The following is a 21,107-nucleotide window of genomic DNA, read 5'->3' on the forward strand; positions in this document are numbered from 1 at the left end:
TCTCGGCCAGTATACCCAATTTTATAAGTTTTATTCAAAAGGGCACACGTCCTCAAAATAATATTTTTGCATTTTATTATAATATCATAGCGATTTTGTCAAGTCAATCTTTTGTAGCTTTTATAATCCAATAGCCTTTTGCTTTCTCTACAACTTCTACTTGACCAAAAATCTCTTCTAAATAACTAAAAGTAGATGGTGCCCCTTGTTTCTTTTGAATCACAACCCACAATTCTCCCTTTGAAACCAACTTCTCATAGGACTCTTTGTAAAAACGAAAAATAGTTTCTTTTCCAGCGCGAATCGGTGGATTAGTTATAATAGCCGCAAAGTTTGCAGTAGTAACTGCTGACAACCCATCACTTTCATAGATTCGTACATTTTGTACCCCGTTAGCAGCAGCATTTTTTTCTGCAAGTTGGATTGCACGTGTGTTTACATCTACTAAATGAACTGTTCTCTCTTCATTTGCTTTTGCAATAGAAAGACCTATAGGTCCGTACCCACACCCTACATCTAAAAAGTCACCTTCTTGATCAGGCACTTCAAAAGCATCGATTAATACACGGGAGCCAAAATCTACTTCGCTCTTACTAAATACACCAGTATCTGTTTCAAATCGAAAATTGTGACCGAGCAATGTAAAATTCCAATGACGTGGTTTACTTTCCGTTTGAGGTTTTCTAGAATAATAATGATCAGACACCGAATAACCCTCCACAATACATACGAAGAAAAGCCCGTCGTTTACTGACGAGCTTTTTTCTTCGGAGTGTACAAAAATTACTTAACTTCTACGCCTGCGCCAACTTCTTCAAGTTGAGCTTTGAAAGCTTCTGCTTCATCTTTAGAAACGCCTTCTTTAAGTGGTTTTGGAGCGTTGTCAACTAATTCTTTAGCTTCTTTTAATCCAAGACCAGTGATTTCACGAACCACTTTGATTACTTTGATTTTTTGAGCTCCAGCAGATGCAAGGATTACGTCAAAATCAGTTTTTTCTTCTTCAGCAGCAGCTCCGCCACCTGCAGCAACTGCTACTGGTGCAGCAGCTGTTACACCGAATTCTTCTTCAATTGCTTTTACTAAGTCGTTTAACTCAAGAACTGTCATTGATTTGATAGCTTCTAAGATTTGCTCGTTGTTCATTATAATTTCCTCCTGTAATTGGATATTTTTTAGGCTGTTAGCCGTTTTTTTCTTATCAAGCCGCGTAATGAATTATGCGCCTTGCTCTTCTTTTTGTTCTGCAACAGCTTTTGTTGCAAGTGCGAAGTTGCGCACTGGAGCTTGAAGTACTGAAAGAAGCATAGAAAGAAGTCCTTCGCGTGATGGAAGTTCTGCTAATGCTTTTACATCTTCAGCAGATGCTACAGTTCCTTCGATGATACCAGCTTTGATCTCAAGCTGTTCGTTCTTTTTAGCAAAATCATTAATGATTTTTGCAGGTGCGATTACATCTTCGTTAGAAAATGCAACTGCGTTTGGACCAACAAGATGTTCATTAATCCCGTCAACTCCAACTACTTCAGTAGCACGGCGTGTAAGTGAGTTTTTGTAAACTTTGAATTCCACACCAGCTTCACGAAGTTGTTTACGTAATTCTGTTACTTGCGCAACGTTTAAACCACGGTAATCAACTACAACTACAGAAGCGGCAGCTTTAAACTTTTCTGCAATGTCTTGAACTTGCACTTTTTTTGTTTCAATTGCTTTGCTCATTTTGGCACCTCCTATAAGAATTGGCCATTTATACCGAAAAAAGAAAAGCCTCTGATCTACGGATAGACACAGAGGCAGAAAGTCATCATCTAATAAGAATCTGAATTTGCTTGTCCTCGGTAGGATATTAAGTGACGAGTCACTCCTACTGTCTTCGGTACAAATGTATATTTCACAACAAAAGTCATCTTACCAGATAACTTCTACGTTGTCAATTATTATTTAATAGATTGAGCATCAACTTTTACAGCTGGCCCCATAGTAGTTGTAACATTTACTGACTTCATGTAAACACCTTTTGATGCAGCTGGTTTAGCTTTTTGAATTACTTCAAATACTGCCATGAAGTTTTCTACTAATTTATCGTCTTCGAAAGAAACTTTACCGATTGGAGCGTGGATAATTCCAGCTTTGTCAGCGCGGTATTCAACTTTACCTGCTTTAATTTCTTCGATTGCTTTTGTAACGTCAAATGTAACAGTACCTGTTTTCGGGTTTGGCATCAAACCTTTTGGCCCAAGAACACGACCGATTTTACCAACTTCACCCATCATGTCAGGAGTTGCTACGATCACGTCGAAGTCAAACCATCCTTGTTGGATTTTGTTGATGTATTCTGCATCGCCTACGTAGTCTGCACCAGCAGCTTCAGCTTCTTTAAGCTTTTCACCTTTAGCGAATACTAATACGCGTTGTGTTTTACCAGTACCGTTTGGAAGTACAACTGCCCCACGGATTTGTTGATCATTTTTACGAGTGTCAATTCCTAAACGGAATGCAACTTCTACTGTTGCATCGAAATTAACTGTGCTTGTTTTTTTCGCAAGCTCGATCGCTTCTTTAGCTGAGTATAATGTGCTGTTATCAACTAATTTAGCTGCTTCTTGTAACTTTTTACCTTTGTTAGCCATTTAAAATGTCCTCCTTGATAGTGGTTTTAGCGGAATTAAACCTCCCACGTGTAAAGGTTGCAGTTATCCAAATGAACAACTACAACCTTTCAAAAAAACAAATGCGTCATATCAAAAATGCACTTTAAGTATTAGTCTTCGATCGTAATACCCATGCTGCGTGCAGTACCTTCTACCATCAACATAGCTGCTTCAACAGATGCTGCATTTAAATCTGGCATTTTTTGTTCAGCGATTTCGCGAACTTTTTCACGTTTCACTTTCGCCACTTTTACGCGGTTCGGTTCACCTGATCCAGATTGAATACCTGCTGCTACTTTAAGTAACACTGCTGCCGGCGGAGTTTTTGTAATGAAAGTAAATGAACGGTCTTCAAATACAGAAATTTCAACCGGAATGATTAGACCTGCTTGATCTGCAGTACGTGCGTTGAACTCCTTACAGAATCCCATGATGTTAACACCTGCTTGTCCTAATGCAGGACCAACTGGCGGTGCTGGGTTTGCTTTTCCAGCAGGAATTTGTAATTTAACAACTTTAATCACTTTTTTAGCCACGAGACACACCTCCTTAAGTCCGTGATGTGGTAATTGGGTTGCCCCTCCCACTCAAATATCTGTCTCTCAGCTCTGCGCTGATAACATTAGAAAATTAATGCAGACGTATTTTCAGTCTGACCTTTGAAATGATACCATTTTTTTGTTACTTCTGCAAGTATCTATACATAATTATATTTTAATCACCTGATCAAAATCTAATTCCATGTTTGTTTCTCGTCCGAACATATCTACGGAAACCGTTACTTTAGCTTTTTCTAAATCGATTGTTTCCACTTTACCTTGGAAGTGAGCAAACGGTCCTTCTAAAACCTCTACCAATTCTCCTATTGTGAAATCAACTTCTACCTTGCGATCATCTGTACCCATTTGTTTCAGCATAGATTGCACTTCTTCCGGCGCTAATGGAGTTGGTTTTGTACCTCCACCTGAAGAACCAAGAAACCCTGTTACTCCTGGCGTATTTCGAACTACATACCAAGCATCATCAGTCATAATTAGTTCTACAAAGACATAACCCGGGAAAGTTTTTCTTAAAACGGCGCGTTTTTTGCCATCTTTAAAATCGATCTCTTCTTGCTCAGGGATATACACGCGAAAAATTTTATCTGACATCCCCATCGTTTCTACACGTTTTTCTAAATTCGCTTTTACTTTATTTTCATACCCAGAATAAGTATGAACTACATACCAATTTTTCTCCATACATGTCAGGACCTAACGTCCTTTCCCTCCTTTTCTTTAGACAAATGAAAAAACCCGTTCGTTTTCTAAGACGGGCTATTTCAAAAAATATTTACATGCTACTTGTTATCATCCTAAATACCAGCGGAATAATTCTGAGATCCCTAAGTCTACTATAGCAAAAAACACAGTCATTAATACAACCGTAGCAAGAACAATTATTGTATAGCGAGTTAGTTCTTTGCGTTTTGGCCAACTTACTTTTCTCATTTCAGACATTACATTTTTAAAAAATCCACCTACATTAGCCATTCTAGCTAAACCTCCACATGGAAAATCTATCTTACTTTCAAACTTACAGCGTTTGTTTATGAAGTGTATGTGCGTTACAATGCGCACAGTGTTTTTTTCTTTCTGTACGTATAGATGCACTCTCTTTCGACGCAGGAACTGTATAATTCCGGTGTCCACATTGCACACAACTTAAGACAATTTTCTTTGTCAATTTATCACCTTTTTACGCGTATAATTCTTTTTCAAGATTATCATTTTACAGAAACAGTGTCAACCAAACATTAGCATTTATACATAATTACTGTCAATCTCCATATAGCGTTCTAGTTTTCTTTTAACACGCTGTAATGCATTGTCAATTGACTTCACATGACGATTTAGCTCTTCCGAAATTTCTTGATAAGATTGTCCATCCAAATATAACGCGAGTACTTGTTGCTCTAACTCACTTAAGATTTCAGCCATTTTTCCTTCCATGTAATCATAATCTTCTCGATTAATAATTAACTCTTCTGGATCATCTACGACAGAGCCAGCAATCATATCCATTAGCGTACGATCTGATTCTTCATCGTAAATAGGCTTGTCCAAAGAGACATAAGAATTTAGCGGGATATGCTTTTGACGGGTAGCTGTTTTAATCGCAGTTATAATTTGTCTCGTAATACATAACTCTGCAAACGCCCGAAAAGAAGCAAGTTTCTCTTCCTTGAAATCTCGTATTGCTTTATATAATCCAATCATTCCTTCTTGGAGAATATCCTCTTTATCGGCACCTATTAAAAAATAGGACCTTCCTTTCATTCGAACAAACGAACGATACTTCGTTATTAAGAAATCTAGCGCTTCAGTGTTTCCTTGATGAACCAGCTCTACAAGTTCCTCATCTAGTAAACTATCCAATTGCTGTAGATTCTGTTCTGTCTTTTCCAATGAAGTCACCTCAGCTAAATTACTAATAGTTACCACAAGTATACAGGATGAAATTTTATAGCGTCAATGAATCATTTCATTCCTCTTCGCCATTTTTCAAAAATTTCTGCAACTTCCTCTGTTAAGGGTATAGTAGAAGTGGGCTTATTTTCTTGTATATGCTTCATTTTTTTCGTAATTTTCGAAGAAATAGCTAGCATTTCAATTTCAAATTCCCTTGCTGATTTTCTTAGCGCTCCTTGTCCAAATATTACCCTTTGTTCTGTCATATCAGAAGTTGCTACATAAATTTGCACCCTTCTGCTGCTTAGTTCTAAAGTAAGTTTTTCGATTCGCTCATCTGCTGTTTCGTTTTTCCGCGTATAGATGATTTCCACATCGTATTCTTTCTTTTTGTGTTCAATACCTGGCACTAGATGCGCATCAAAAACAACAATCACTCGAATACCTGTAAATGCCTTATATTCTGCCATTAGCTCGATCAATCTGTCTCTAGCGTCTAGTAATTTATCATTTTTTAACTTCCTTAACTCGCTCCATGCGCCGATGATGTTATAACCATCGACAAGTAGAATTTGCATGCTATTATCCTTGAAGCGGATTTCGGACGCGCAATACTTCGTATAAAAGTATTGACGCAGCTACTGACGCATTCAAACTAGTTACATGACCGACCATTGGCAAATGATAAAGAAAATCACATTTTTCCTTCAACAAACGACTCATCCCTTTACCTTCACTACCGATGATCAGGGCAAGGGGAAGTGTTGCATCCATATTACGATAATCTGTTGACTTTTGAGCATCTGTTCCAGCAATCCACACACCACGTTCTTTTAACTCGTCTACCGTTTGAGACAAATTGCCAGCTCGGTATACCGGGATATGCTCAATTGCCCCGGTAGATGCTTTTGCAACAACTGCCGTCAGTCCAACAGCACGTCTTTTCGGAATGATAATGCCATGAGCACCTACTGCATCAGCCGTTCGCATAATTGAACCAAGATTATGCGGATCCTCAATTTCATCTAAAATAACAAAAAGTGGATCCTCCTGCTTTCTTGCTGCTAAAGCAAATAGATCGTCTAATTCTGCATAGCGATAGGCGGCAACGGATGCAACAATTCCTTGGTGGTTCGCATCTGTCAAACCGTCTAATTTCTTTTTGGGAACAAATTGAACAATGATTCCTGCCTCTTTTGCTAATTGCATGATTTCAGAAACTCCACTTTTTTGGATTCCTTCTGCGAGCCATACCTTATTCATATCTCTACCTGAGCGCAGTGCTTCCACCACTGGATTTTTACCGGCAATAATTTCTCCCGTTTGCTCTGTTTGTTCTGCCATTTACTTTTTCTCCCCTTTCTGTTTATCTATAAAGTCAATTGAAAATTGTAATACCTCTTGTAGACGTACTTCTTGTTCACTTAAGTATAGACTTCCCACAACTGCTTCAAACGCAGTACTATAGTGATATGTTTGGACATCTGTATTTTTCGGAACTGTACCAGACTTCGCATTACGGCCCCTTCGAAGTACAGCTTCCTCCTCTTCTGTTAGAAACCCGGTATTTAACATCTCTCGTACAATTGTCGCTTGTGCTTTGGCGGATACATACATTGTCGCCTCTTTATGCAAAGTATTGGGCTTAACGCGACCGGAAAAGATGAGATGCTTTCGAACTACTTGTTCGAATACAGCATCTCCCATATACGCTAACGCTAAAGCATTTAGTTGTTTCACATCGGATAATTTAAAGTTTTCCACAAGTTTATCCTCGTTTCCATCGGATACCTTGCGCAGTATCTTCCAAAATAATATTCATCTCTTTTAATTGATCTCTTATTTCATCCGCTCTTGCGAAATTACGATCTTTTCTCGCTTGGTTACGCTCTTCAATTAACGCATCAATTTCCTCATCGAGCACTTCATTTTCTTTTTGCAATGTTAAACCTAATACTGCCGTTAATTTATCGAATACGGCTATAAACTGTTTCAACACTTTTTCTGCTGTTTGTTTTTCTAGCAAATACGTATTAGCAAGCTTGGATAATTCAAAGATTGCCGCAATGCCATTTGCAGTATTAAAATCATCATCCATCGCGGTTTCAAATTGTGTTTGTACTTCTGCGATTTTATGCAGCCAAATATCATGTTGATCCCCTAAGTCAGCGGTTGCATTCAATCGATGCAATACGTTTGCATATGCGGTACGAATACGATCAAGACCAGCTTCTGCTTGCTCTACTAGCTCGACTGAATAGTTGATCGGATGGCGGTAATGGACGCTTAACATAAATAGACGTAGTACTTGCGGGTCAATTTGCTGACGAATGTCATTCACTAGGACAAAGTTGCCAAGTGATTTAGACATTTTTTCATTGTCAATATTAATATACCCATTATGCATCCAATATCGCGCAAATGTTTTACCTGTTCTAGCTTCCGACTGCGCAATTTCATTTTCATGGTGAGGGAAGGTTAAATCTTGACCACCCGCGTGAATATCAATCGTATCCCCTAGTATTTCTCGTGCCATTACAGAACATTCGATATGCCAGCCAGGACGCCCTTGCCCCCAAGGACTTTCCCAGAAAATCTCACCTGGTTTCGCTGCTTTCCATAGAGCAAAATCTAAAGCATCTTCTTTCTTTTCTCCAGTTTCAATACGTGCTCCAACCTTCAAATCATCTACTGATTGATGGGATAGCTTACCATAGCCGTCAAACTTTCTCGTACGGTAGTATACATCTCCTTGAGATTCGTAAGCGTAGCCTTTTTCTTCTAATACTCGAATAAAATCTATAATTTCATCCATATGATCCGTAACGCGAGGGTGTGAATCTGCTCTACTGCAGCCAAGCGCTTCCACATCAGCAAAATATGCTTTAATAAAACGAGCAGTTAACTCTGATACGTCTTCTCCTAGCTCATTTGCTGCTTTAATAATTTTGTCGTCGACATCTGTAAAGTTCGATACAAACGTCACATCGTATCCACGATATTGCAGATATTTTCTTACCGTATCGTACACAATAACGGGGCGTGCATTTCCAATATGAATGTAGTTGTAGACTGTTGGACCACAAACATACATTTTTACTTTTCCTTCTTCCATTGGCACAAATGGTTCTTTCTCACGCTTTAAAGTATTAAAAATTTGGATTGTCATAATATTTGTTTCTCCCTTTCCTTTGCCAGTCGTCTAATTTCCTCTTGAAGTGCCGCAATTTCTTCTTCCATCCTTTTGCAACGATCAGCAATTGGATCCGGCAAGTCTTGATGATCTAAGTCCCGTTTTAGTTTTACTCCGTCTTGAATAACGACAACTCCCGGTATTCCAACAACCGTTGAGTTCATTGGTACGTCTTTCAGAACAACGGAACCTGCACCCACTTTACTATTTTCCCCAATAGTAATAGATCCTAATACTTTCGCTCCCGTTGCAACGAGTACATTATCTGCAAGAGTTGGGTGTCTCTTTCCTTTTTCTTTTCCCGTTCCACCAAGAGTGACACCTTGATAAATCGTACAGTCATTTCCGATTTCACAAGTTTCTCCAATTACAACTCCTGAACCATGATCTATAAAAAAACGTCTACCAATGGTAGCTCCTGGATGAATTTCGATACCAGTGAAAAAGCGACTTATTTGAGAGATTGCTCGTGCAAGGAAAAAAAACTGTTTTTTGTATAAAGCATGCGCAATTCGATGACTCCAAACGGCATGTAAACCTGCGTATGTTAATATTACTTCTAACTTGCTTGTCGCTGCAGGATCTTGTTCAAAAACAACAGCTATGTCTTCTTTGATACGTTCCAACATTTTGGTACCTCCTCCTTTTTTGCACAAAAACGCCTCTGCCTAATATTAGACAGAGACGCAAAAGCGCGGTTCCACTCTGATTGGAAAAATATCTCTTTTCCCACTCGACATCTTTAACGCAGATGATACGTCCAGCCTACTAGACATGTTCGGCGTGGCGCTCTGAGGTGCATTTCGGTAACCCACTCGTTCAGACCACTTTCAGCCGGTGATGGTCCTCTCTAAAGAACATGTGTTACTTACTTCTCCTCTTCTTCGCTTTCTATTTCTTCGTTCTCGTATTTGTACACTCATTTTCACACCTTAGGAGCGGAAAGTCAATCTTATTGTTTTGCGTACTTAGCAACGCGTTCGATTACTTTTTCTTTTCCTATTAAGCTAATGGCATCTGCTAATTCAGGGCCATGTGTTTGACCAGTCGTTACGACACGAATTGGCATAAATAAGTTTTTCCCTTTATGTCCTGTTTCCTTTTGTACAGCTTTAATCGCAGCTTTAATCTCTGCTGCTTCAAAAGTTTCTAGGCTTTCTAATTGTACTTTAAATGCAGCCATTACTTCTGGAACTTGTTCTCCCGCTAATACTTCTGTCGCTTCTTCATTATATGCAAGTTCATCGTTAAAGAACAAAGAAGATAATTCTACAATCTCTGCACCGTAACTCATTTGGTCTTGGTAAAGTGCGATTAAATTATTTGCCCAGACACGTTGACCTTCTGATAATTCAGCCGGAAGAAGATCCGCTTTTTGTAAATGTGGTAGTGCAAGTTCGATTACTTTTTCTAATGACAACTGTTTAATGTATTGATTGTTCATCCATGTTAGTTTTTGCTTATCAAACATAGATGGTGATTTAGATAAGCGGTTTACATCAAATATTTTAATGAGCTCATCCTTAGAGAAAATTTCTTCTTCTCCTTCTGGAGACCAACCTAGTAATGCAAAGAAGTTGAACATTGCTTCTGGTAAGTAGCCAAGGTCTTTATATTGAGCAACGAATTGAATAATGGATTCGTCACGTTTAGATAGTTTTTTACGGCTTTCATTAATGATCAATGTCATATGGCCGTACTTCGGATATTCCCATCCGAACACATCGAATACCATCAATTGTTTAGGTGTATTGGATAAATGCTCTTCTCCGCGAAATACATGGGAGATTTTCATGAAATGATCATCTAACACAACTGCGTAGTTATAAGTTGGGATGCCATTTGCTTTCACAAGAACCCAATCACCAACATCTTTTGATTCGAATGTAACGGATCCACGTACTAAATCTTCAAATGTATAAGTCACATTTTCCGGAACGCGCATGCGAATAGTATAAGGAAAACCTTCTGCTTCTTTTGCTTGTACTTCTTCAGCTGATAAATGACGGCATTTACCATTATACATAGGAGCAGCTACCCCATTTGCTTTTTGTACTTCACGGTCAGCTTCTAATTCTTCTGATGTACAGAAGCATTTATAAGCATGGCCTTTTTCTACCATTTCTTCTGCATGTTTTGTATAAACATCTAGTCGTTCCATTTGACGATAAGGTGCATAAGGTCCTCCGATATCAACAGACTCATCATAGTCGATACCTAACCATTTTAAGTTATCCAGTTGTGATAATTCGCCACCTTCGATATTACGTTCGATATCCGTGTCCTCTATACGAACGATAAATTTTCCGTTATGATGGCGTGCATATAAATAGTTAAATAATGCCGTACGTGCTCCTCCAATATGTAAGTTCCCTGTTGGACTTGGCGCGTAGCGTACGCGAACTTCTTGTGTCATTGATTTTCCTCCTAGTTTTCGTGCATCTAAACTTTTTTTATTTTACCACTGCTAACCTGTTTTTAAAAGTTAGTCTTTCTTTAGAAGCAATATAGTTGCCATGGAAGCAATTCCTTCTTCACGTCCTGTAAAACCTAATTTTTCAGTTGTTGTTGCTTTCACATTTACCTGACTAACGTCTGCCTGTAGAAGTTCTGCGACACGTGCGCGAATCGTTTCTATATGTGGTGCCATTTTTGGTTTTTGGGCGATGATCGTACAATCGATATTCCCTAGTTTATATCCTCTTTCATCTACTAACTTCCAAATATGCTCTAAAAGTTTTGCTGAATCTGCATCTTTAAAATCAGGATCAGTGTCTGGGAAATGTCTTCCTATATCTCCCTCTCCAATTGCTCCAAGGGCTGCGTCTGTAACTGTGTGAAGCAGCACGTCTGCATCAGAATGCCCGATAAGACCTCTTTCGTAAGGAATCGTTACCCCTCCTATTATTAACGGGCGATTATCCGCAAACTCATGCACATCAAATCCTTGACCAATTCGCATCATTCTATTGTTCCTCCTGTTCTCGTTTAGTTAAAATTACTTCTCCAAAAAGAAGATCTTCTTGTGTTGTCATCTTCAGATTATCATAGGTACTTTCTATAATATGGACCTGCTCACCTTGTCGCTCTACAAGCATTGCTTCGTCTGTACCTAAAAAACCTTCTTTTTCTGCTACTCTTTCTGCTTTTTCCAGTACATCATACCGGAATGCTTGCGGTGTTTGAATAATCCAGAGGCTTTCTCGATCGACTGTTTCCTGGATTATACCATTTTCTACTTTTTTCATCGTGTCCTTTGCACGAACCGCCGCTACCGCCGCTCCAAATTCTTCTGCAGCTTGTACTAATCGATAGATAACCTCTTGTCTTATAAACGGTCTTGCAGCATCATGTACGAGCACAATACCCTTAGACGGCGAAGCCTTTAAGCAAGCATATACACTATGTTGCCGTTCTGCTCCTCCTTCGGTAATAGCGGCAACCTTCGAAATCCGATGTTTTACTAGCAGCTCTTCGATAAAAGCTTGTTCTTCTTTTTTCACTGCCAATACAATTTGATGACACTTCGGATCTTGTTCAAAAGCGCGTAAAGTATGTATTAAAATTGGAATCTTTCTTAATTCTAAAAAAAGTTTATTTTGGCCTGCTCCCATCCTTTTACCACTTCCAGCAGCAGGTAACAATACCGTATACAACAATAGCACACCCTCCTACATTACATAGAAAAAGGGCTTTCCCTAATAAAATAGGAAACAACCCCTCCCCTTATTTAGATTCTTGTGGTTTCGCAAAAATCATCCGACCTGCAGAGGTTTGCAATACACTTGTCACTTCCACATTTATCGCCTGACCGATATATGCTTTTCCACCTTCCACAACAATCATCGTTCCATCATCTAAGTAAGCAACACCTTGATTATGTTCTTTTCCATCTTTAATGACAACTACATGCATTATTTCCCCAGGAATAACGACTGGCTTCACTGCATTTGCTAAGTCATTAATATTCAAAACACGTACTTGATGTAGATCACATACTTTGTTCAAGTTAAAATCATTTGTTACAACGATTCCATTCATCTTTTTAGCTAGACGGACTAGCTTTAAATCTACTTCTTGTATATCTTCAAAGTCTTCCTCTACTATTAAGACTGCAGAAGCACGTTCGGTTTGTAGTTTTTTCAACACATCTAATCCACGGCGTCCTCTTGTTCTTTTAAGCGTGTCAGAAGAATCAGCTATATGTTGCAGCTCTGTTAGCACGAACTGTGGAACTACCAATACTCCCTCGATAAACCCTGTTTCTGATATATCCGTAATACGTCCGTCGATGATCACACTCGTATCTAGCAACTTATATGTTCCCAGACCTAAACCTTGTGCACCTTCTTCATCTGCAGCTTTCTTTTTGCTAGTTTGTTGCTTAGTAGAAGTAAAAACATGAATTAATTCATCTCGTTTTTTAAACCCTACCTGGAAACCTAAGTATCCAAGTACGATTGATAATAATACCGGTACAATAGAGTCAATGCCCAGAAAGGCAATATTATTAATAGCCGATCCAAGTAAAAATGCGACAATCAATCCGATAACTAAACCAAGTGTACCAAATAGTAAATCTCCAATCGGTGCCCTCAACAGACGTTCTTCCATCCACTTAATAAAATTTATTAAGTAATCCGTTAAAAACAAGGCTGCAATGTACAGTAAAACTGCTCCAATTAAAATAGATACGTAAGGATTGTGGATCCAAGGGTTGTTGGATAAATTAATGAACTCGTATAAATGCGGTAATAATATTAAACCCAATGTACCACCGATTAAAACAAATGCGATTTGTATAATCCATTTCAACAAAATGCCACCTCCATTAATTATTAATTATACTTCTTGTGGTCTTATTACGTCTATTAAGACCACAAGAAGTAGGTTTTTAATACTTCAACTTAAGAAAATGCTTCTTTCATTGCTTCATTTACAGATTCTATACCTATAACTTGAATTCCTTTTGGGTAATCCCATCCACCTATATTAGACGCCGGAACTATCGCTCTGTTGAACCCTAACTTTGCCGCTTCCTGCACACGTTGTTCAATTCTAGAGACTCTTCGGACTTCTCCTGTTAACCCAACTTCTCCTATAAAACAATCGGTAGGAGTTACACCTGTATCCCGAAAACTGGATACGATACTTACTAGGACGGCTAAATCGATCGCAGGTTCGTCTAGTTTTACTCCACCCGCAACTTTTATATATGCATCTTGTGTTTGAAGCAGTAATCCCATACGTTTTTCTAACACCGCCATGAGTAATGACACACGATTTTGATCAATTCCAGTTGCCATTCGTTTCGGATAGTTAAAACTAGATTGTGTTACAAGCGCTTGTATTTCCACTAAAATCGGCCTTGTCCCTTCCATCGAAGCAACAATCGCTGAACCTGCTGCCCCATGAGAACGTTCTTGCAGGAATAATTCAGATGGGTTTAACACTTCTTTTAATCCTTGCTGCACCATTTCGAAAATTGCTATTTCATTGGTAGAACCGAAGCGATTTTTTTGTGATCTTAAAATTCTATACGTATGATGGCGTTCTCCTTCAAAATATAATACGGTATCTACCATATGTTCAAGTATACGAGGTCCTGCAATTTGTCCTTCTTTCGTTACGTGTCCAACTAAAAAGATAGCGACGTTTTTTGTCTTGGCTATACGCATTAGTTCTGCTGTACATTCGCGTACTTGAGACACACTTCCTGGAGCACTTGTTACTTCCGGATGGTGAACCGTCTGAATAGAATCCACGATTACAAATTTTGGTTCTACACTATCGATTGTTTCGTTGATCAATTCTAAATTCGTTTCCGAATAAATATATAGTTCTGCTGAGGTAACCCCAAGACGTTCTGCACGAAGTTTTGTTTGGCGGATAGATTCTTCACCTGATATATATAAAACACGCTCTCCTTTATTCGCAAGTAAGGCAGAAACTTGCAAAAGAAGTGTCGATTTCCCAATACCCGGATCTCCACCTATTAGCACAAGCGAACCAGGTACTATGCCTCCGCCAAGCACACGATTTAACTCACCAAAGTCGGTTGCTACTCGAGGCTCCTCCACAGTTTCCACTGCAATAATCGGTGTTGCTTTTTGCGCTACGCCTGTAGAATGCTGAAAAGTCCGTTTAGGACCTTTCGATACGATTTCCACTTCTTCCACCATCGTATTCCATTCACCGCATCCTGGACATCTTCCCATCCATTTAGCAGCCTCATAACCGCAAGCATTGCACATAAATTTCGTTTTTTTCTTCGCCATGGTACCTCCTATGTAAAAAGCACAAGCGCCTATTTTGACTCCGAAAGGTAGATGAGGACGTGATAGGTCTGCAAAATACGCCAAGTCTCGTGGCAAAGCAAACACCTCCCATATCTGGCAGCCCTAATAGGTAGCCCCCCACCGCAAGCGATTTTGTTTGCGACGAGTTTTCATAGGAGCAGTTTTCCTTATCTGACCCTAAGGGAAAAGGCGCTGATGCTAGATTAATAATGAGTAAAAAAGGGCATTCCGTCCTTAGGGTTGGAATGCCCGCAATATTATTTTTCTGCTGCTACCGCCGCTTTTGTACGTACAACAAATTCATCATTCTCTACATCAAACACGACATGTTGCCCTGCTAATACTTCCCCTTTTAATAACTCTTCAGAGAGTCGGTCTTCCACGTGTTTTTGTAGTGCTCTACGCAATGGACGTGCACCGTAGGCCGGATCGAATCCTTCTGTTGTAATTTTCTCTTGAGCTGCTTCTGTAAGCTCGAGTTCTATTCCTTGTTCTTTTAAGCGTTTAGCTAATTGTTCCGTCATTAGTGAAACAATTTGTTTTAAATGTTCTTTTTCTAGTGAGTGGAAGACAATCATTTCATCTAAACGGTTTAAGAATTCAGGACGGAATGCTTTTTTCAATTCTTCTAGCATTTTGCCCTTCATGTCTTTATAATCCGTTTTCCCAGCTTCTTGTAGGTTAAATCCAACATGTTTATTGTATTTAAGTGCATCCGCTCCTACGTTAGATGTCATAATGACAACTGTGTTGCGGAAATCTACTGTACGTCCTTTAGAATCAGTTAGTCGACCATCTTCTAAAACTTGCAAGAGAATATTAAACACATCTGGATGTGCTTTCTCTATTTCATCTAACAAGATTACAGAATAAGGTTTACGACGTACTTTTTCCGTTAACTGTCCACCATCATCAAATCCAACATACCCTGGAGGTGAACCTACCAGACGTGAAGTTGAGTGTTTTTCCATATACTCAGACATATCAACTCGGATCATAGCATCTTCATCGCCAAACATTACTTCTGCAAGTGCACGAGCAAGTTCTGTTTTACCTACACCAGTAGGACCGAGGAAAATAAAGGAACCAATTGGTCGTTTAGGATCTTTTAAACCTGCACGAGCTCGGCGAATTGCTCGAGAAATCGCATCTACAGCTTCCGCTTGACCGATTACTCGTTCATGCAGCTTCTCTTCTAGCTTTAATAACTTTTCAGATTCAGTTTGCGCTAGCTTAGAAACAGGTACTCCCGTCCACATAGAAACAACTGCCGCGATATCTTCTACTGTTACTTCTGACTCTTCTTTTCCTTGTTTTTCTTTCCAGTCATTCTTCATTTTTTCTAGCTCATCTTTAAGCTTTTGTTCTTTGTCGCGGAAAGATGCAGCTTTTTCAAATTCTTGACTTTGAACAGCAGCGTTTTTCTCTGAACGAATTGCTTCAAGCTTTGCCTCTAATTCTTTTAAATTAGGAGGTGTTGTGTAAGAACGTAATCTTACTTTTGAGCCTGCTTCATCGATTAAATCGATTGCTTTATCTGGTAAGAAACGATCAGAGATATAACGATCTGACATTTTAACTGCCGCTTCTACCGCTTCGTCTGTAATTTTCACACGGTGATGCGCTTCATAACGATCACGTAAGCCGTATATAATTTGAATCGCTTCAGCGACTGATGGTTCATCCACTTGGATTGGCTGGAAACGACGCTCTAACGCAGCATCTTTTTCAATGTATTTTCGATATTCATCTAATGTTGTCGCACCAATACATTGAATTTCACCGCGTGCAAGTGCTGGTTTTAAAATGTTCGATGCATCTATTGCACCTTCTGCTCCACCTGCCCCAATTAATGTATGAAGCTCATCTATGAATAGAATAACATTTCCAGCCTGGCGAATTTCATCCATTACTTTTTTCAAGCGATCCTCAAATTCACCGCGATATTTAGTTCCAGCAACCACTGTTCCCATATCAAGTGTCATTACTCGCTTATCTCGCAAGATTTCCGGGACTTCATTTTGGATAATTTGCTGAGCAAGACCTTCTGCGATTGCTGTTTTACCAACACCAGGTTCCCCTATCAAAACAGGGTTATTTTTTGTTCGGCGCGCTAGGATCTCAATAACACGTGTAATTTCTTTACTACGCCCCACTACCGGATCTAGTGTGCCTTCTCTAGCAATTTGAGTTAAATCACGTGCTAATCCATCGAGCGTAGGAGTACTTGCCGGAGCAGCACTATTATTCGCATTACCATGAGATTGATCATTACTACCTAGTAATTGAAGAACTTGTTGGCGAGCTTTGTTTAGACTAACACCTGCATTATTTAAAACTCTTGCCGCCACTCCTTCTCCCTCTCGGATCAATGCTAACAATAAATGCTCTGTACCTATATAGGAGTGTCCCAGTTTGCGAGACTCGTCTACGGAAAGCTCAATTACTTTTTTCGCACGTGGTGTGTAGTTGACGATTGGACCAACTTCTTCTGCTCCAGTTCCAACTAGCTCTTCAATTCCCACTTCAATCACTTTTGTATCTACTTCAATCGCTTCTAATGCTTTTGCAGCTATACCGCTGCCTTCACGGATTAAACCAAGCAATATATGTTCTGTGCCGATAGATTCGTGCTTTAAGCGAATTGCTTCTTCTTGCGCTAATTGTAAAACTTTTTGCGACCTTTGTGTGAATCGATTAAACATCATATGAGTTCTCTCCTTTTGTTTTCGTTTTTTCTCCCTTTTGCAACCTTTCCCTTAGCAACTTTGCTCGAAACAAATCTCGTTCAGAAGTATTTAAAGTCGTTCCGGCATATTGTTGTAAAAATCCTGGTTGCATAAAGACCATACATTCATTCAAGATAGTCTCATCTACATCTTCAATAAGTCCCATATCTATCCCTAAACGCACATCGGACAGACACTTCGCCGCCTCTTCCGTGGTCATAATACGTGCGTACGATAAGGTTCCTAAAGAACGATATAACCGATCCTCTAGTGTATTGGCTGAATGCTTTAAAAGTGCATTTCTTGCTTCTCTTTCTTTTTGAATAATTTGTTCGGCAATGCTTTGAAGATCGGCAATTATGTCTTCCTCCGTTTTACCAAGAGTTGTTTGATTGGATACTTGGTATACATTTCCGAGCGCTTCACTGCCTTCCCCGTAAATACCCCTTACAACCATTCCTAATCTAGAGATAATTGTTACGATTCGGTTCATTTGTTTAGTTATCGTTAATGCTGGTAAATGCATCATAACGGATGCACGTAAACCAGTACCTGTATTAGTGGGACAGCTTGTTAAATAACCGAATTGCTCATCAAACGCATAAGATAGCTCTTTTTCTAAAACTCGATCAATCGTGTCTGCTTGCTTGTATGCTTCTTGAATTTGAAGACCTGGAAATAAGCATTGAATACGAATGTGGTCTTCCTCATTGACCATTACGCTAACAGCTCATCATCAGATATAAGGGCTGAACCCGTCATCGGCGAATTTGCTAGCTTAGGACTGATTAAATGCTTTTCTACAAGGACTTGACGACTCAATTCAGACAAATCCTTTATTTGAATGGAGGAGAAGTTCATCTGTAGATCCTCATTCGCATCTAATAACGTAGCCGAAACGGATTGGTCAATTTTATGCGCTTCATCTTCCGTAAATGCAAGAGGAAATCGATATCCGTTTAAGTTTCTTGCTAGTCGAATTCTTGTACTCATGACAATATCGGAATGTTCTCCATCTCCTGCCATCCAACTAGAAATCGAGTTATCTAAAAAACGTTCAATCGACATGCGTTTCTTCACCTCCAGCGGCAAGTTTATCTTCTAGTTCCCTTACCTCATCCCTTAGCAAGGCGGCCTCTTCAAACTTTTCTGTTTCAATTGCTTCTTTCATTTGCAACCTTATTTCTTCAATTCGTTTTTTCACCGCTAATTTTTCGCCGAATGCACCAGGTGCTTTCCCAACATGTGTCACGTTTCCGTTATGTAAACGTTTAAATACGGTAGGTAATTGTTCGCGAAAACTATTGTAACAAGAGGCGCAACCAAATTTCCCTTCATCTAAAAATCGTTGAATAGACCAACCACACGCTTCACATTCTAATGGAAGTTTTTTCTGCACTTGTTGCATTGGTTGTTGATCTGTATGATTGAACCAATTTGTTAATAATTGATGGAGAGATAATGGATCATGTTTATATTCCACATAAAACGGGTGGAGACTATTTGCACAGACCTCACAATAATGTCTTTCAAAGTGTTCACCGTTATGCACTTGCGTAACCGTTACTTTTGCAGGTCTTTGCTTACAATTTTCACAAATCACTTTTCAACACCCCGTTCATCTTCACTTTTTTTCATATTTTAAAGTAAGTAGCATTGCACATAGTATACGCGCTCTTAGCTCATCTCTTGCTGGCAGTGGAATAGCAAGTGTCGTTCGATTAAGGGCAGCTAAGATAAGTTTTGCTTCTCGATTAGAAAGAACTTCTTCATCGATCAATCGGAATACAATATCTTCTGTTACCGTCTCAGATGCCCCTTTTTCTAGTCCTTTTATTATATGCTCAATCAAATCAGCTTTCGTATGCGCCCGCACGCGGAGGATTCGAATATATCCACCGCCACCACGTTTACTTTCCACTAAGTATCCGCGATCTTGGGTAAATCGAGTATTTATCACATAATTTATCTGAGATGGGACACACTGAAATTTTTCAGCAATTTCACTTCTTTTTATTTCAATTTGTCCCTTACTCTCTTCTTCTATAATGGACTTCAAATACCCTTCAATAATGTCAGATATATTTTTCACCTTCTCACCTCTTCTCGCAAACTGACTTTGACTAACTTTGACTATATTATAACGAGAAAATTATGGTTGTGCAATTGATACGATTCTTCCATCAGTGTTCCCGAATTTCTGAATAAAAAAACATACATTGCCTTTAAATATGTCTTGTTTTTTCGACAGCTCTTTGTCGTACAGTATAGGGAAACTGTATGAGCTGAAGACCCCGCAGGAGCGAGAGCTCCGAAGAGGCTGAAGCCATGCCCGCGGAAAGCGTCCGCCCTGCAGCGGAAATCCTAGTGGTCACCTAAATAGAGCTTGCTACCGCACAGTTTCCCTAAACAACCACCTAACAGCTATTTCATAACTCTTAAAAGATAAAAAAACTACTAATCAAATGAATTAGTAGTCGGGCAATTTTATTTTATTCGTTGCAAGATCTATTTTTTCTTTTTGTAATTACTTCTCTGGGTTTTCGTAATTTGTTTCCACTTATCTCGTTCTACTTTTCGAGCAGCCACATCATTTTTTCGTTCAATGTGGGCAAGTTCTCTCATTAATTTTACATAGCTTTTATATCGCTCTTCTTTAATGGTCCCAGTGTATATAGCTTCTTGTATTGCACAACCTGGTTCTTTTTCATGCTTGCAATCTCGGAAACGACATCCTTCTGCTAGTTCCTCAATGTCTTTGAAACTGGCACTTACGCCCTCACTTGTATCCCAAAGTTGAAATTCTCGCATCCCCGGGGTATCGATTAGTAACCCTCCACCCGGTAATAGGGTTAGCTCTCTATGCGTCGTTGTATGCCGGCCTTTGCTATCATCTTCCCGAATACCATTAACAGCCATTACTTCTTCACCAGACAATGCATTGATCAAGGAAGACTTCCCTACTCCGGAAGATCCTAGTAGTGCACCTGTTTTACCTGCTGACAAAAGGTTCGCCAAGCTATTGATTCCTTCTCCAGTTACACTACTGACCGTGAATATATCAACACCAAAAGCAACAGATTCTACTTCACTTAGATAGTATGCCAAGTCATCACATGCATCTTTTTTTGTCAAAACAACTACAGGTGTTGCTCCAGAATCCCATGCTGCTAACAAGTAGCGCTCCAACCTGCGTACATTAAAGTCATTATTAAGAGACATGACAAGAAAGACGTAATCGACATTTACAGCGACTAACTGTATTTCAATTGTTGAACCGGCCACTTTTCTTGAGAACTGTGAGCTACGAGGAAGCACCTCATGGATAATCCCTTTTTCCTCTCCTGGCATTTGTTCTAGTTCAACCCAATCTCCAACGGCAGGAAATGCCTCCCGCCCATGATCAAATTTATACTTTCCAGAAAGAGAACATAACCATTCTCCTCCGTTTGTTATTACTCGATATAAATGTTTATGCTCTAGTAGGACGCGCCCTACGATACCACTACCTTGCTTTTTTTCTTCCCATTTATCATTCCAACCATATTGTTCGATTAAATTCAAATTTACTTCCTCCTAATTTTAGACAATAAAAAACCATGATTGCACGAATCAGCAATCATGGTTTCCCGGTCATTAGAAAAGAAGCATATCAAATAGAAAAGTATAAAAAACTATACTTTTTTAGATATATCTAGAGTGGGACATCATGATCTTACTGATTCGTGTACTAAAAATTAAATTTGCCATAATGCCTCACTCCTTTTCTTTAAGTTATTTTCAGA

At 39.2% G+C, this 21,107-nt stretch carries 23 protein-coding genes, 1 pseudogene and 2 other annotated features; all 24 genes and pseudogenes read right to left on the minus strand.

Annotation, left to right across the window (positions count from 1 at the left end; translation table 11 throughout):
- Nucleotides 1-103 precede the first annotated feature (103 nt).
- Complete coding sequence (locus tag OR571_RS03935) at nt 104-706, minus strand: class I SAM-dependent methyltransferase (RefSeq protein ID WP_282241550.1); 603 nt, start codon at nt 704-706, stop codon at nt 104-106.
- Between the two features lie 77 nt (nt 707-783).
- Nucleotides 784-1,146, minus strand: a complete 363-nt coding sequence (gene rplL / locus OR571_RS03940) for a 50S ribosomal protein L7/L12 (RefSeq protein WP_481900358.1) — start codon at nt 1,144-1,146, stop codon at nt 784-786.
- A gap of 72 nt (nt 1,147-1,218) precedes the next feature.
- The gene (gene rplJ / locus OR571_RS03945; RefSeq protein ID WP_282241551.1) at nt 1,219-1,719 is read right to left on the minus strand and encodes a 50S ribosomal protein L10; all 501 of its coding nucleotides are present in this window, start codon (nt 1,717-1,719) and stop codon (nt 1,219-1,221) included.
- Nucleotides 1,720-1,751: 32 nt separating this feature from the next.
- Nucleotides 1,752-1,895 (minus strand) — a sequence feature (ribosomal protein L10 leader region).
- Nucleotides 1,896-1,937: 42 nt separating this feature from the next.
- Nucleotides 1,938-2,630, minus strand: coding sequence for a 50S ribosomal protein L1 (gene rplA, locus OR571_RS03950; RefSeq protein ID WP_142538175.1), 693 nt, complete (start codon nt 2,628-2,630; stop codon nt 1,938-1,940).
- A 131-nt stretch (nt 2,631-2,761) separates the two neighbouring features.
- On the minus strand, nt 2,762-3,187 hold the full coding sequence (gene rplK / locus OR571_RS03955; RefSeq protein ID WP_282241552.1) for a 50S ribosomal protein L11: 426 nt from the start codon (nt 3,185-3,187) through the stop codon (nt 2,762-2,764).
- 171 nt (nt 3,188-3,358) lie between these two features.
- Nucleotides 3,359-3,892 carry a transcription termination/antitermination protein NusG gene (nusG, locus tag OR571_RS03960; RefSeq protein WP_282241553.1) on the minus strand — a complete coding sequence of 178 codons (534 nt, stop codon included), beginning with the start codon at nt 3,890-3,892 and terminating at the stop codon, nt 3,359-3,361.
- Nucleotides 3,893-4,000: 108 nt separating this feature from the next.
- Nucleotides 4,001-4,183 (minus strand): preprotein translocase subunit SecE, encoded by a 183-nt coding sequence (secE, locus tag OR571_RS03965; RefSeq protein WP_142538173.1) that lies wholly within the window; start codon nt 4,181-4,183, stop codon nt 4,001-4,003.
- Between the two features lie 43 nt (nt 4,184-4,226).
- A complete protein-coding gene (gene rpmG / locus OR571_RS03970; protein WP_142538172.1) occupies nt 4,227-4,376 on the minus strand; it encodes a 50S ribosomal protein L33 in 150 nt (49 codons plus the stop codon).
- Between the two features lie 77 nt (nt 4,377-4,453).
- Nucleotides 4,454-5,098: an RNA polymerase sporulation sigma factor SigH gene (sigH, locus tag OR571_RS03975; protein WP_142538171.1), complete on the minus strand. Its 645-nt coding sequence runs from the start codon at nt 5,096-5,098 to the stop codon at nt 4,454-4,456.
- A 71-nt stretch (nt 5,099-5,169) separates the two neighbouring features.
- Nucleotides 5,170-5,679 (minus strand): NYN domain-containing protein, encoded by a 510-nt coding sequence (locus OR571_RS03980; protein WP_282241554.1) that lies wholly within the window; start codon nt 5,677-5,679, stop codon nt 5,170-5,172.
- Nucleotides 5,680-5,683: 4 nt separating this feature from the next.
- Nucleotides 5,684-6,445 (minus strand): 23S rRNA (guanosine(2251)-2'-O)-methyltransferase RlmB, encoded by a 762-nt coding sequence (rlmB, locus tag OR571_RS03985; RefSeq protein ID WP_282241555.1) that lies wholly within the window; start codon nt 6,443-6,445, stop codon nt 5,684-5,686.
- Nucleotides 6,446-6,808 carry a Mini-ribonuclease 3 gene (locus OR571_RS03990; RefSeq protein WP_282241698.1) on the minus strand — a complete coding sequence of 121 codons (363 nt, stop codon included), beginning with the start codon at nt 6,806-6,808 and terminating at the stop codon, nt 6,446-6,448.
- A gap of 61 nt (nt 6,809-6,869) precedes the next feature.
- The gene (gene cysS, locus OR571_RS03995) at nt 6,870-8,270 is read right to left on the minus strand and encodes a cysteine--tRNA ligase (protein WP_282241556.1); all 1,401 of its coding nucleotides are present in this window, start codon (nt 8,268-8,270) and stop codon (nt 6,870-6,872) included.
- On the minus strand, nt 8,267-8,923 hold the full coding sequence (gene cysE, locus OR571_RS04000; protein WP_282241557.1) for a serine O-acetyltransferase: 657 nt from the start codon (nt 8,921-8,923) through the stop codon (nt 8,267-8,269). The genes cysS and cysE overlap by 4 nt, the downstream gene beginning before the upstream one ends.
- A gap of 48 nt (nt 8,924-8,971) precedes the next feature.
- Nucleotides 8,972-9,188, minus strand: a binding site (T-box leader).
- 58 nt (nt 9,189-9,246) lie between these two features.
- Nucleotides 9,247-10,710: a glutamate--tRNA ligase gene (gltX, locus tag OR571_RS04005; RefSeq protein WP_282241558.1), complete on the minus strand. Its 1,464-nt coding sequence runs from the start codon at nt 10,708-10,710 to the stop codon at nt 9,247-9,249.
- 69 nt (nt 10,711-10,779) lie between these two features.
- The gene (ispF, locus tag OR571_RS04010; protein ID WP_282241559.1) at nt 10,780-11,259 is read right to left on the minus strand and encodes a 2-C-methyl-D-erythritol 2,4-cyclodiphosphate synthase; all 480 of its coding nucleotides are present in this window, start codon (nt 11,257-11,259) and stop codon (nt 10,780-10,782) included.
- A 1-nt stretch (nt 11,260) separates the two neighbouring features.
- On the minus strand, nt 11,261-11,953 hold the full coding sequence (gene ispD, locus OR571_RS04015; protein WP_282241560.1) for a 2-C-methyl-D-erythritol 4-phosphate cytidylyltransferase: 693 nt from the start codon (nt 11,951-11,953) through the stop codon (nt 11,261-11,263).
- Between the two features lie 67 nt (nt 11,954-12,020).
- Nucleotides 12,021-13,112 carry a PIN/TRAM domain-containing protein gene (locus OR571_RS04020; protein WP_282241561.1) on the minus strand — a complete coding sequence of 364 codons (1,092 nt, stop codon included), beginning with the start codon at nt 13,110-13,112 and terminating at the stop codon, nt 12,021-12,023.
- A gap of 89 nt (nt 13,113-13,201) precedes the next feature.
- The gene (radA, locus tag OR571_RS04025) at nt 13,202-14,572 is read right to left on the minus strand and encodes a DNA repair protein RadA (RefSeq protein WP_282241562.1); all 1,371 of its coding nucleotides are present in this window, start codon (nt 14,570-14,572) and stop codon (nt 13,202-13,204) included.
- A gap of 278 nt (nt 14,573-14,850) precedes the next feature.
- Nucleotides 14,851-17,301 carry an ATP-dependent Clp protease ATP-binding subunit gene (locus OR571_RS04030; protein ID WP_282241563.1) on the minus strand — a complete coding sequence of 817 codons (2,451 nt, stop codon included), beginning with the start codon at nt 17,299-17,301 and terminating at the stop codon, nt 14,851-14,853.
- Nucleotides 17,291-18,390 (minus strand): annotated as a pseudogene (gene mcsB / locus OR571_RS04035) (protein-arginine kinase McsB). Before mcsB ends, OR571_RS04030 begins: the two are co-directional and overlap by 11 nt.
- Complete coding sequence (locus OR571_RS04040; protein ID WP_282241564.1) at nt 18,380-18,925, minus strand: UvrB/UvrC motif-containing protein; 546 nt, start codon at nt 18,923-18,925, stop codon at nt 18,380-18,382. Before OR571_RS04040 ends, mcsB begins: the two are co-directional and overlap by 11 nt.
- A 21-nt stretch (nt 18,926-18,946) precedes the next feature.
- Nucleotides 18,947-19,414, minus strand: a complete 468-nt coding sequence (locus OR571_RS04045) for a CtsR family transcriptional regulator (RefSeq protein ID WP_282241565.1) — start codon at nt 19,412-19,414, stop codon at nt 18,947-18,949.
- Nucleotides 19,415-19,830: 416 nt separating this feature from the next.
- Nucleotides 19,831-20,886: a ribosome small subunit-dependent GTPase A gene (gene rsgA, locus OR571_RS04050; protein WP_282241566.1), complete on the minus strand. Its 1,056-nt coding sequence runs from the start codon at nt 20,884-20,886 to the stop codon at nt 19,831-19,833.
- Nucleotides 20,887-21,107 lie beyond the last annotated feature (221 nt).

This window comes from Psychrobacillus sp. NEAU-3TGS, from assembly GCF_029955155.1.
Classification (GTDB): domain Bacteria; phylum Bacillota; class Bacilli; order Bacillales_A; family Planococcaceae; genus Psychrobacillus.